General features: G+C 63.3%; 13 protein-coding genes and 1 tRNA gene. All 14 read right to left on the bottom strand.

Features of this window, described 5'->3' with window-relative positions:
* Positions 1-12 precede the first annotated feature (12 nt).
* Positions 13-2,034 (bottom strand): NADH-quinone oxidoreductase subunit L, encoded by a 2,022-nt coding sequence (nuoL, locus tag AVS7_RS02415; RefSeq protein WP_024000825.1) that lies wholly within the window; start codon positions 2,032-2,034, stop codon positions 13-15.
* 30 nt (positions 2,035-2,064) lie between these two features.
* Entirely contained in the window at positions 2,065-2,373 is a 309-nt protein-coding gene (gene nuoK, locus AVS7_RS02410; RefSeq protein WP_020226918.1) for an NADH-quinone oxidoreductase subunit NuoK, read from the bottom strand.
* Positions 2,370-3,026, bottom strand: coding sequence for an NADH-quinone oxidoreductase subunit J (locus tag AVS7_RS02405; protein WP_020226917.1), 657 nt, complete (start codon positions 3,024-3,026; stop codon positions 2,370-2,372). Before AVS7_RS02405 ends, nuoK begins: the two co-directional genes overlap by 4 nt.
* 39 nt (positions 3,027-3,065) lie before the next feature.
* Entirely contained in the window at positions 3,066-3,578 is a 513-nt protein-coding gene (nuoI, locus tag AVS7_RS02400; protein WP_020226916.1) for an NADH-quinone oxidoreductase subunit NuoI, read from the bottom strand.
* Positions 3,579-3,590: 12 nt separating this feature from the next.
* Positions 3,591-4,667, bottom strand: a complete 1,077-nt coding sequence (gene nuoH / locus AVS7_RS02395) for an NADH-quinone oxidoreductase subunit NuoH (protein ID WP_020226915.1) — start codon at positions 4,665-4,667, stop codon at positions 3,591-3,593.
* A complete protein-coding gene (nuoG, locus tag AVS7_RS02390; RefSeq protein WP_020226914.1) occupies positions 4,664-6,799 on the bottom strand; it encodes an NADH-quinone oxidoreductase subunit NuoG in 2,136 nt (711 codons plus the stop codon). The genes nuoH and nuoG overlap by 4 nt, the downstream gene beginning before the upstream one ends.
* Before the next feature lie 16 nt (positions 6,800-6,815).
* Complete coding sequence (gene nuoF, locus AVS7_RS02385; protein WP_020226913.1) at positions 6,816-8,177, bottom strand: NADH-quinone oxidoreductase subunit NuoF; 1,362 nt, start codon at positions 8,175-8,177, stop codon at positions 6,816-6,818.
* Positions 8,174-8,665, bottom strand: a complete 492-nt coding sequence (gene nuoE, locus AVS7_RS02380) for an NADH-quinone oxidoreductase subunit NuoE (RefSeq protein WP_020226912.1) — start codon at positions 8,663-8,665, stop codon at positions 8,174-8,176. Before nuoE ends, nuoF begins: the two co-directional genes overlap by 4 nt.
* A complete protein-coding gene (locus tag AVS7_RS02375) occupies positions 8,662-9,915 on the bottom strand; it encodes an NADH-quinone oxidoreductase subunit D (RefSeq protein WP_020226911.1) in 1,254 nt (417 codons plus the stop codon). Before AVS7_RS02375 ends, nuoE begins: the two co-directional genes overlap by 4 nt.
* 27 nt (positions 9,916-9,942) lie before the next feature.
* Entirely contained in the window at positions 9,943-10,551 is a 609-nt protein-coding gene (locus AVS7_RS02370) for an NADH-quinone oxidoreductase subunit C (RefSeq protein WP_020226910.1), read from the bottom strand.
* Between the two features lie 9 nt (positions 10,552-10,560).
* Positions 10,561-11,040 carry an NADH-quinone oxidoreductase subunit B family protein gene (locus AVS7_RS02365; protein ID WP_024000824.1) on the bottom strand — a complete coding sequence of 160 codons (480 nt, stop codon included), beginning with the start codon at positions 11,038-11,040 and terminating at the stop codon, positions 10,561-10,563.
* A 25-nt stretch (positions 11,041-11,065) separates the two neighbouring features.
* Positions 11,066-11,425 (bottom strand): NADH-quinone oxidoreductase subunit A, encoded by a 360-nt coding sequence (locus AVS7_RS02360; RefSeq protein WP_020226908.1) that lies wholly within the window; start codon positions 11,423-11,425, stop codon positions 11,066-11,068.
* 77 nt (positions 11,426-11,502) lie between these two features.
* Positions 11,503-11,587, bottom strand: a tRNA-Leu gene (locus tag AVS7_RS02355).
* Positions 11,588-11,722: 135 nt separating this feature from the next.
* A complete protein-coding gene (gene secG, locus AVS7_RS02350) occupies positions 11,723-12,100 on the bottom strand; it encodes a preprotein translocase subunit SecG (RefSeq protein ID WP_034689788.1) in 378 nt (125 codons plus the stop codon).
* Positions 12,101-12,126 lie beyond the last annotated feature (26 nt).

The raw sequence follows: 12,126 nt of genomic DNA, 5'->3' as shown, positions 1-12,126 counted from the left end.
TGTTTTCTTCTCCTACTTGTTGAGCCACACGAAATACGTCATGAGCGCGAACACGCCCAGGATCATGACCAGCGCATAGTGGTAGATGTAGCCGGACTGCACCCAGCGCACGAGGCCCGCGATGCGGCCCACGAGCTTCCACGAGCCGTTCACGATGCCGCCGTCGATCACGCCCTGGTCGCCGCCCTTCCACAGCGCGACGCCGAGGCCGCGTGCGCCGCGGGCGATGATGTTCTCGTTGATCCAGTCGAGGTAGTACTTGTTCTCGAACAGCGTGTAGATCGGCTGGAAGATGCGCTTGATCGCGGCAGGCAGCGCCGGGTTGATCATGTACATGTAATAGGAGGCCGCGACACCGGCCAGCGCCAGCCAGAACGGAGCTGTCTGCAGACCGTGGGCCGCCATCGCCAGCGGGCCGTGGAAGATACTGGCCAGCTCCGCCATGGCGGGATGCTTGGCCGCATCGACGAAGATCACGTCCTTGAAGAAATCGCCGAACAGCATCGGCTGGATGTACATGAAGCCGATGACTACCGAGGGGATCGCCAGCAAGATCAGCGGCACCGTCACCACCCAGGGGGATTCGTGCGGCTTGGCGTCATGGCCGTGGTGGTCGCCGTGGTGGTCGTCATGGTGCGCGTCGGGGTTCTGGTCGTAGCGTTCCTTGCCATGGAAGACCAGGAAATACATGCGGAACGAGTAGAACGCCGTCACGAATACACCTGCCAGCACGGCGAAGTGTGCGAAGCCTGCGGCGGGCAGCGTGCTGGCGTGCACGGCCTCGATGATGCTGTCCTTGGAATAGAAGCCCGAGAACAGCGGCGTGCCGATCAGCGCGAGCGAACCCAGCAGCGATGTGATCCAGGTGATGGGCATGTACTTGCGCACGCCGCCCATCCAGCGGATGTCCTGGTTGTGGTGCATGCCCATGATCACGGAACCCGCGCCGAGGAACAGCAATGCCTTGAAGAAGGCGTGCGTCATCAAGTGGAACACGGCCACCGAATAGGCCGACGCACCCAGCGCCACGGTCATGTAGCCGAGCTGCGACAGCGTGGAGTACGCCACCACGCGCTTGATGTCGTTCTGGATGATGCCGAGAAAGCCCATGAACAGGGCCGTGATCGCGCCGATCACAAGGATGAAGTTCAGCGCCGTGTCGGACAGCTCGAACAGCGGCGACATGCGCGAGACCATGAAGATGCCGGCTGTCACCATGGTGGCGGCGTGGATCAGCGCGGAGATCGGGGTCGGGCCTTCCATCGAATCGGGCAGCCACACGTGCAGCGGGAATTGCGCAGACTTGCCCATTGCCCCGATGAACAGGCAGATGCAGATCACGGTGATCAGCATCCAGTCGGTGCCAGGAAAGCCGATGCTGCCCAGCTCGCCCGCCTTGGCGAAGATCTCGCTGTAGTTGAATGTGCCCGCATACGCTGCGATCAGGCCGATGCCGAGGATGAAGCCGAAGTCGCCCACGCGGTTGACCAGGAAAGCCTTCATGTTCGCGAAGATCGCCGTCTGCTTGTTGAACCAGAAACCGATCAGCAGGTAGGACACCAGGCCCACGGCCTCCCAGCCGAAGAACAGCTGCAGCAGGTTGTTGCTCATGACCAGCATGAGCATCGAGAAAGTGAACAGCGAAATATAGGAGAAGAAACGGTTGTAGCCCTCGTCCTCCTCCATGTAGCCGATCGTGTAGATGTGCACCATGAGCGAGACGAACGTCACCACGCACATCATCATGGCGGTCAGGCTGTCGATGAGGAAGCCGACTTCCATCTTCAGGCCGCCCACCACCATCCACGTGTAGATGGTTTCGTTGAAGCGCGCGCCCTCCAGGGCAACGCTCTTGAGCGTCATGGCCGACAGCACGAAGGCCACCAGCACGCCCAGGATGGTCAGCGTGTGGGAGAGGCGGCGGCCGATCCGGTTGCCACCGAACGCCGTGCCGAAGATACCAGCGAGCGCGGAGCCCGCAAGCGGCGCGAGGGGCACCGCCAGCAGGGTCGAAGCAGAAAGGGTTTGACTCATTCTTGAGAACCTTGCAAGTACCGGGAGGCCTCAACCCTTGAGGGTGTTGAGTTCGTCCGCGTTGATGCTGGACTTGTTACGGAACAGCAGCACCAGGATGGCCAGGCCGATGGCAGACTCGGCTGCCGCCACTGTCAGGATGAAGAACACGAACACCTGCCCGTGCATGTCGCCCAGGTAGTGCGAGAAGGCCACGAAATTGATGTTCACGGCCAGCAGCATCAGCTCGATCGCCATGAGCAGGACGATCAGGTTCTTGCGGTTCAGGAAGATGCCGATCACCGCCATGGCGAACAGCATCGCGCCCAGCGAGAGGAAATGTCCCAGCGTCAGTGTCATTGCTTGCTCTCCTCGCCAGTTGCCTGTGCAGCAGGCGCCTGGGTGACGGGCATGTTGACGATCACCACGCGGTCGCTGGCGCGCACGCGCACCTGCTCCGCGGGGTTGATCGCCTTGGAATCCTTGCGCTCGCGCAGCGTGAGCGCAATGGCGGCGATCATGGCCACCAGCAAAATCACGGCCGCCACTTCCACGGGATAGATGTACTCGGTATAGAGCAGCTTGCCCAGGGCCTTGGTGTTGGAGTACGGCACGACCTTGCCCGCGGCATCGACTACGGCAGCCACGGCCTTGGGCTCTTCCATGCCCCGGAAACCGGTCATCAGCACGGCGGCCATTTCGAAGGCGATCAGGGCACCGATGAAGGCTGCCAGGGGGAAGTGCTTCCAGAAGCCTCGCCGCATCGCGTCGATACGGATGTCCAGCATCATCACGACGAAAAGGAACAGCACCATCACCGCACCCAGGTAGACGAGCACCAGTGTGATGGCGAGGAATTCGGCCTTCAGCAGCAGCCACACGCCCGCGGCTTGCGAAAAGGCAAGAATCAGATGCAGCACGGCGTGCACGGGATTGCGCGCCGTGATCACCCGGAAGGCCGCATACAGCAGCACTACCGAGAACAGATAGAAGAAACCGGTCTTGGCGTCCATGAATCGGGTCTTTTCAAAAGTTCAGGCTTGAAGGCCCGATCAACGGTACTTGGCATCCGCCGCCTTGGCGGCAGCGATCTCGGGTTCGTAGCGGTCACCGACGGCCAGCAGCATGTCCTTGGTGAAATACAGGTCACCACGCTTTTCACCGTGGTACTCGAAGATCTGCGTCTCCACGATGGAGTCCACCGGGCAGCTTTCCTCGCAGAAGCCGCAGAAGATGCATTTGGTCAGGTCGATGTCGTAGCGCGTTGTGCGGCGGGAGCCGTCGGCACGCACGTCGGATTCGATGGTGATCGCCAGTGCCGGGCAGACAGCCTCGCAGAGCTTGCAGGCGATGCAGCGCTCCTCGCCGTTGTCGTAACGGCGCAGTGCATGCAGGCCGCGGAAGCGCGGCGAAAGAGGTGTCTTTTCCTCGGGGAATTCCACCGTCACCTTGCGGCGGAAGGTGTAGCGCCCCGTCAGGGCCATGCCCTTGGCGAGTTCCCAGAGCATGAAGCTCTTGAAGAAGTCCTTGATGGAGAAAGATGCAGGAGCAGCGATAGCAGCCATGGATGTCCCCGCTTATTTCCAGATGTTCCAGGGCGACAGCAGCCAGGCGCCCACGATCAGCAGCCACACCAGGGTGACCGGAATGAAGATCTTCCAGCCCAGACGCATGATCTGGTCATAGCGGAAGCGCGGGAATGTGGCGCGGATCCAGATGAACATGGACACCACCAGGAAGGTCTTGATGCCCAGCCAGATCCAGCCCGGGATGAATGCCAGGACCTCAATGGGAGGCAGCCAGCCGCCGAGGAACATGATCACCGCCAGGATGGACACCAGCCACATGCTGGCGTATTCGGCCAGGAAGAAGACGGCGAAGCCCATGCCGGAGTACTCGACCATGTGGCCGGCCACGATCTCGGCTTCACCTTCCACCACGTCGAAGGGATGGCGGTTCACCTCCGCCACGCCGGAAATCAGGTAGACCAGGAAGATCGGCAGCAGGGGCAGCCAGTTCCAGGACAGGAAATTCAGGCCCATGCCCGCCATCGTCCCGTGGCCCTGGCCCAGCACGATGTCCGTCAGGTTCATGCTGCCCGACACCATGATCACCACCAGGAAGCAGAAGCCCATGGCGATTTCGTAGCTCACCATCTGCGCCGAGGCGCGCAGGGCGCCCAGGAAGGCGTACTTGGAGTTGGATGCCCAGCCTGCGATGATCACGCCATACACCTCGATGGAGGTGATGGCCATGATGAGCAGCAGGCCTGCGTTGACATTGGCCAGCGCCACGTCGGGCCCGAAGGGAATGGCCACCCAGGCAGCCAAGGCCGGCATGATGGCCATCACGGGGCCGAGATAGAACAGCCCCTTGGCGGCGGCCGTGGGCTGGATCAGTTCCTTGGTGATCAGCTTGAGGCCGTCGGCCAACGGCTGCAGCAGGCCGAAGGGCCCCACGCGGTTGGGCCCGAAGCGCACCTGCATGAAGCCGAGCAGCTTGCGCTCCCATAGCGTCAGATAAGCCACCGCCCCCATCAGCGGCGCGACGATGCAGACGATCTTGATCAGGTTCCAGAGGACTGGCCACACCACGCCGGTCCACCAGCCGGCCGCGACCAGGTTCAGGCCTCCGTTGTAGAGGGCGTCGATCATGCTGCGGCTCCTTCACGTGCCGTCCGCGCGTCGGCGGTCAATTGCAGCGACGGTGCGCGGCGCACCAGGCTGTCGAGCTGATAGATGCCGGCAACCACCGGCTCTGCGCATTCCACCGACATCTGGATGTCGGCGCTGGTGGCATTGCTCAGGCACTCGGCAGGCAATTGGGTGACGTCTCCCGCCGGTTTGCCCGTGGCAGCGGCCAGCACGTCCTGGGACGCCTCGTAGTCCATGCCCTCCATGCCCAGGAGATTGCCCAGGACGCGCAGCACCTTCCACGCAGGGCGCGCCTCGCCTGCAGGCTTGACCACCGCATGGAAACTCTGTAGCCGCCCTTCGGCATTCACGAAACTGCCGGAGGTTTCGGAGAACGGAGCGATGGGCAGCAGCACGTCGCTGAATTCCAGGTTGGTCTTGAAGGGGCTCAGGGTCACGACCATTTCCGCCTGGGCCAGCCCTCGCGCGGCAGCCGCCCCGGGGGCAGAATCGTGCTCGGGCTCGATATTGAGCAACAGTGCGGCCTTCAGGCCACCGCCCAGCATCTGGGCCGCATGCAAGCCGCCCTGCAGCGGCTGCGCGCCGACAAACTGCGCACCCACGGTATTGGCCGCCTCGGTGAGATAACCCACGGTCGCGCCGGTCTGGGCACCGATCCATTGCGCCAGCGCAAGCAGGCTCGACGCCTGCGCGTGGTGCGCCGCACCGTTGCCCAACAAAATAGCCTTGCGCTCGCCCGACAGCAGCGAAGCAGCCACGGCACGCGCTGCGTCGCCAATGTTGCCTGCTTCCTGGTCGGGAACGGCGATCCCCTTGGCTTCGCCCACGGCAGCCGCCACCTGGGCCAGAGCCCGGGCCCAGCCGGATGCGGGAGCCACCAGCGACTGCGCCACCGGCATGGCCCAGTCATAAGCCGTGCTATTGATCGCATTCACCGAGCACCCCTTGCGGGCCGCCTGGCGGATCCGCTGCGCAAACAGCGGATGGTCCTTGCGCAGGTTGGAGCCCACGACCAGCACGGACTGCAAGGTGCTCAGCGATGCAATGGTCGTGCCCAGCCAACGCACGCCGTCTGCCGGAGTGAAGTCGGCGTGGCGCAGGCGGTGGTCGATGTTGTCGCTACCGAGGCCGCGCACGAGCCTGGATGCCAGGAACAGCTCTTCCAGCGTGCTGTGGGGACTCACCAGGGCGCCAATGCTCTGCGCGCCATGCTCGGCCTTGACACCCTGCAGACCGTTGGCGACGTATTCCAGCGCAGTCTGCCAATCCACTTCCTTCCACTCGCCGCCCTGCTTGAGCATGGGGCGCGTCAGGCGGTCTTCGGAGTTCAGTGCCTCGTAGGAGAAGCGATCACGGTCAGCGATCCAGCACTCGTTCACGTCCTCGTTCTCGAGCGGGACGACACGCATCACCTTGTGGTTCTTGACCTGGACGATCAGGTTGGCGCCAGTGGAATCGTGCGGGCTCACGGACTTGCGGCGCGACAGCTCCCACGTGCGGGCACTGTAGCGGAAAGGCTTGCTGGTCAATGCACCCACCGGGCACAAGTCGATCATGTTGCCCGACAGCTCGGAATCGACCGTGTCGCCGATCACCGTGGTGATCTCGGAGTGCTCGCCACGGTTGACCATGCCGAGTTCCATCACGCCGGCGATCTCCTGGCCGAAGCGCACGCAGCGTGTGCAGTGGATGCAACGGCTCATCTCCTCCATGGAAATCAGCGGCCCCACGTCCTTGTGCACCACGACACGCTTTTCCTCGCCATAGCGCGAAGCGCTGCCGCCATAACCCACGGCCAGATCCTGCAACTGGCACTCGCCGCCCTGGTCGCAGATCGGGCAGTCCAGCGGGTGGTTGATGAGCAGGAACTCCATCACCGACTGCTGGGCCTTGATGGCCTTCTCGCTCTTGGTGCGCACGATCATGCCTTGCGTGACCGGCGTGGCGCAGGCAGGCAAGGGCTTGGGCGCCTTCTCCACCTCTACCAGGCACATGCGGCAGTTGGCGGCGATGGAGAGCTTCTTGTGGTAGCAGAAATGGGGAATGTAGGTGCCGGCCTTCTCGGCTGCATGCATCACCATGCAACCCTCGGTGACCTCTACCTTCTGCCCGTCCAGTTCGATTTCAACCATATTGCTTTACTCGCGTTCAGGCGCCGGCGGCAGCGGAACCCTGGGAGGCGGCATTGCGGATCAGCGCCTCGAACTCCGGACGGAAGTGCTTGATCATCGCGCGCACCGGCATCGCGGCGGCATCGCCCAGCGCGCAGATGGTGCGCCCCTGGATGTTGTCGGCCACGGAGTTGAGCAGGTCCAGATCGCCTCCGCGACCTTCGCCGTGCTGGATGCGATGGACTACGCGCCACATCCAGCCGGTGCCCTCGCGGCAAGGCGTGCATTGGCCGCAGGATTCATGCTGGTAGAAGTACGACAAGCGCAGCAGGCTCTCGACCATGCTGCGGGAATCGTCCATCACGATGACGGCGCCCGAACCCAGCATGGACCCTGCCTTGGCGATGGAGTCGTAGTCCATCGTGCATTCCATGATGATGGACGCCGGCAATACGGGCGCGGAGGAGCCGCCCGGGATCACGGCCTTGAGCTGGCGCCCCTTGCGCACACCGCCCGCCAGCTCCAGCAGCTTGGCGAAAGGCGTGCCCAGCGGAATCTCGTAGTTGCCCGGGCGCTCCACGTCGCCGGAAACGGAGAAGATCTTGGTGCCGCCGTTGTTGGGCTTGCCACACTCCAGGTAGGCCTGCCCGCCGTTGCGGATGATCCAGGGAACGGCCGCGAAGGTTTCGGTGTTGTTGATCGTGGTGGGCTTGCCGTAGAGGCCGAAACTGGCAGGGAATGGCGGCTTGAAGCGCGGCTGGCCCTTCTTGCCTTCGAGCGATTCCAGCAATGCGGTTTCCTCGCCGCAGATGTAGGCGCCGAAGCCGTGGTGGGCGTGGAGCTGGAAGCTGAAGCTGCTGCCCAGGATGTTGTCGCCCAGATAGCCCGCCGCACGCGCCTCTTCCAGGGCAGCCTCGAAACGCTCGTAGACCTGGAAAATCTCGCCGTGAATGTAGTTGTACCCGACGGAGATGCCCATCGCATACGCTGCGATGATCATGCCCTCGATCACGATGTGCGGGTTGTACATCAGGATGTCGCGGTCCTTGCATGTGCCCGGCTCGCCCTCGTCCGAATTGCACACCAGGTACTTCTGCCCGGGGAACTGGCGGGGCATGAAGCTCCACTTCAGGCCCGTGGGAAAGCCTGCACCGCCCCGGCCGCGCAGTCCCGACTCCTTGACGGTGGCGATGACCTGGTCCTGCGTCATGCCCTCGCCGCCGTCCCTGCCGAGCAGCTTGCGCAGCGCCTGGTAGCCGCCGCGCGCCTCATAGTCCTTGATGCTCCAGTTGCTGCCGTCCAGGCCCGCATAGATCTGCGGGCTGACATGGCGATCGTGGAAGCAGGTCTGTACGCCCGTCGCCTGGAATTGGGACAGGATCTGTGCGGCCGTGGTCATGCCTGCCCCTCCGCGGCGCGCAGGCCGTCCACAAGCTGGTCGAGTTTCTCGTCGTCCATGAAGCTGCACATGCTGCGGTCGTTGACCAGCATCACGGGCGCATCGGCGCAGGCGCCCAGGCATTCGCATTGCTGCAGCGTGAACAAGCCGTCCGCCGTGGTCTCGCCCATGGCGATGCCCAGCTTGTGCTCCAGGTGGTGCAGCGCGTCCTGCCCCCGGCGCAGCTGGCATGGCAGGTTAGTGCAGACGGCAAGCTTGTACTTGCCCACCGGCTGCTGGTTGTACATGTTGTAGAAGGTCGTGACCTCGTGCACGGCGATCTGAGGCATGCCCAGGTAGTCGGCGATCACGGCCTCGCTCTCGGCGCTGACCCAACCCTGCTCCTGCTGCACGATGGACAGGCAGGCCATCACGGCCGACTGCTTCTGATCGGCAGGGTATTTGGCCACTTCGCGGGCGAAACGTTGCTTGGTCGCTTCGGTAATCATCGGTCAATCTCTCCGAACACGATATCCATGGTGCCGATGATGGCCACGGCATCGGCCAGCATGTGGCCGCGCGCCATTTCGTCGAGCGTAGCCAAGTGCACGAAGCCCGGCGCACGGATCTTCAAGCGGTAGGGCTTGTTGGCGCCATCGCTCACCATGTAGATGCCGAATTCGCCCTTGGGGTGCTCCACGGCGGCATAGGCTTCGCCCGCCGGCACGCGGAAACCTTCGGTGAAGAGCTTGAAATGGTGGATCAGCTCTTCCATGTTCGACTTCATGGATTCGCGGGAAGGCGGCGCTACCTTGTGGTTGTCGGTGATGACCGGACCTGGGTTCGCACGCAGCCAGTCCACGCATTGCTTGACGATGCGGTTGGACTCGCGCATCTCGTTCACGCGCACGAGGTAGCGATCGTAGCTGTCGCCGGTCACACCCACGGGAATGTCGAACTCCACGCGGTCGTAGGCATCGTAGGGCTGCTTCTTGCGCAGGTCCCAGGCGATGCCGGAGCCGCGCAGCATGGGGCCGGTCATGCCGAGATTGAGCGCGCGCTCGGGCGGCACCACGCCGATGCCCACCGTGCGCTGCTTCCAGATGCGGTTGTCGGTCAGCAGCGTCTCGTATTCGTCGACGCACTTGGGGAAGCGCTGGGTGAAGTCGTCGATGAAGTCCAGCAGCGAGCCCTGGCGGTTGCGGTTGAGCTCCTCGATGGCCCGCGCGTTCTTGACCTTGCTGACCTTGTACTGCGGCATGCTGTCGGGCAGGTCGCGGTACACGCCGCCCGGGCGGAAGTAGGCCGCATGCATGCGCGCGCCGGAGACGGCCTCGTACATGTCGAACAGGTCTTCGCGCTCGCGGAAGGTGTAGATCAGGATCGTGGAGCTGCCGCAGTCATTGCCGTGCGACCCCAGCCACATCAGGTGGTTCAAGAGACGCGTGATCTCGCCGAACATCGTGCGGATGTACTTCGCGCGCAGCGGCACTTCGATGCCCAGCAGTTTCTCGATGGCCAGGCAATAGGCCTGCTCGTTGCACATCATGGACACGTAGTCGAGACGGTCCATGTAGGGCAGCGACTGGATATAGGTCTTGCTCTCGGCGAGCTTCTCGGTGGCGCGATGCAGCAGGCCGATGTGCGGGTCGGCACGCTGCACGACCTCGCCGTCGAGCTCCAGCACCAGTCGCAGCACGCCGTGCGCGGCAGGGTGCTGCGGACCGAAGTTCAGGGAGTAGTTCTTGATTTCAGCCATGGTTGGTCACCTGGGCGGCAGGCCGCCTCAGTGCAGGCCTCCGTACTTGTCTTCGCGGATGATGCGCGGCGTGACCTCGCGCGGCTCGATGCTCACGGGCTCGTAGACCACGCGGCGCTGTTCGGCGTCGTAGCGCATCTCCACATGGCCGGACAGTGGGAAATCCTTGCGGAAGGGATGGCCTATGAAGCCGTAGTCGGTCAGGATGCGGCGCAGGTCGTTGTGGCCATCGAAGACGATGCCGTACAGGTCGAAGGCCTCACGCTCGAACCAGTTGGCGGAGTTCCAGATGTCGTTCACCGACGGCACGACGGGAAGGTCGTCATCCGGGCAGAACACCTTCACGCGCACGCGCTGGTTCAGCGTGACCGACAGCAGGTGCGAGACGACTGCGTAACGGGGGCTCTCGGTACCGACGTTGCCGTAGGCCGAGTAGTCGACACCGCACAAGTCGATGAGCTGCTCGAAACGGCACTGCGGTGCGTCGCGCAGCGTCTGCATGGCTTCGAGGTAGTGCGCCGCGGGGACGATTACGGTCACCTCGTCCAGCGCAATGGTGATCTCGCGCGCCTTGTCACCCAGGGCGGCGGCGACCGCGTCACGCAGTTCTTCGGGTCGAATGGCAATGGCAGTCATCGTTTCCCCTCAGACACGCGCAATGGTGTTGGTACGGCGGATCTTCTGCTGGAGCTGGATGATCCCGTAGATCAGCGCCTCCGCGGTCGGGGGGCAGCCCGGCACATACACGTCCACCGGCACGATGCGGTCGCAGCCGCGCACGACCGAGTAGCTGTAGTGGTAGTAGCCGCCGCCGTTGGCGCACGAGCCCATGGAGATGACCCAGCGCGGCTCGGCCATCTGATCGTAGACCTTGCGCAGGGCGGGCGCCATCTTGTTGCAGAGCGTGCCGGCCACGATCATCAGGTCGGATTGGCGCGGGCTGGCGCGGAACACCTCGGCGCCGAAGCGGCCCAGGTCGTAGCGCGCGGCGGCCGCATGCATCATCTCGACGGCGCAACAGGCCAGGCCGAAGGTCATGGGCCAGAGGGATCCGGTCTTGGCCCAGTTCACCACGGAGTCGTAGCTCGTGGTGATGAAGCCTTCCTTCATCACACCTTCAATCATCGTGATATTCCTTGTGTAGCGCCGCTCATTCCCAGTTCAGGGCGCCCTTCTTCCATTCGTAGGCGAAGCCCACCACGAGGATGGCCAGGAAGACCAGCACGGCGGCGAAGCCCGTCACACCCACCTCCTGCAGCGTCACGGCCCAGGGGAAGAGGAAGGCGATTTCCAAATCGAACAGGATGAAGAGGATAGCGACCAGGTAGTAGCGCACGTCGAACTTCATGCGCGCGTCATCGAAGGCCTCGAAGCCGCATTCGTACGGGGAGTTCTTCGCAGCGTCCGGTCGGTTGGGGCCCAGCACATAGCCCAGCACGAGTGGCACAACACCGACGCCGATGCCGACCAAGATGAACAGGAGGACGGGGAGGTATTGATCGAGGTTCATCAGGGGACGCGCTCACCGTTGAAAAACCGCCTCGCATGTCCCGCATGCACGGGCCAAGGAGGCGGCCTTTTTGTGATTGGTGCCGTCGGCGAGACTCGAACTCGCACAGCTTTCGCCACTACCCCCTCAAGATAGCGTGTCTACCAATTTCACCACGACGGCTGTTGTATGCGTCTGGATGGCATGAGGACCGGAACGGTTTTGGCTTTCCAGACAATCCGAGATTCTACTCCGGAAAAACCCTGTCACAAAGGACGGGCTGATTTTTTTGTGCGGGTCCGCCCTGCCCGCACGTGCTTACTTGGTCGGAATCTGGGCAGCGCCCGATGCCGGCTCTGCGGCAGGCACAGGAACGGCGGCCTCCGATGCAGCCGGTGCCGAGGCAGCGGGCGCCACGGCAGCAGGCGTCTCGAGCACGCTGCCTGCGCTGGTCGGGCGCTGGTTGCCGAAATAGGCCAGCGCTAGCGTGGCGACGAAGAACACCGTCGCCAGCACGCCCGTGGTGCGCGACAGGAAGTTGGCACTGCCGCTTGCACCGAACAGGCTGCCGGAGCTGCCGCTGCCGAAGGCAGCCCCCATGTCGGCCCCCTTGCCATGCTGGATGAGGATCAGGCCGATCATGCCCAGGGCGGTCAGCATCTGCACCGCCAGAATCACGTTTACCATTGCATTCATGCTTTACCAACTCCTATATTCATAGC

The sequence above is a fragment of the Acidovorax sp. MR-S7 genome (assembly GCF_000400995.2).
In the GTDB taxonomy this organism is placed as follows: Bacteria; Pseudomonadota; Gammaproteobacteria; order Burkholderiales; family Burkholderiaceae_C; genus MR-S7.
The sequence above is the reverse complement of the archived record's forward strand: the minus strand, read 5'-3'. Positions and strand labels throughout refer to the sequence as shown.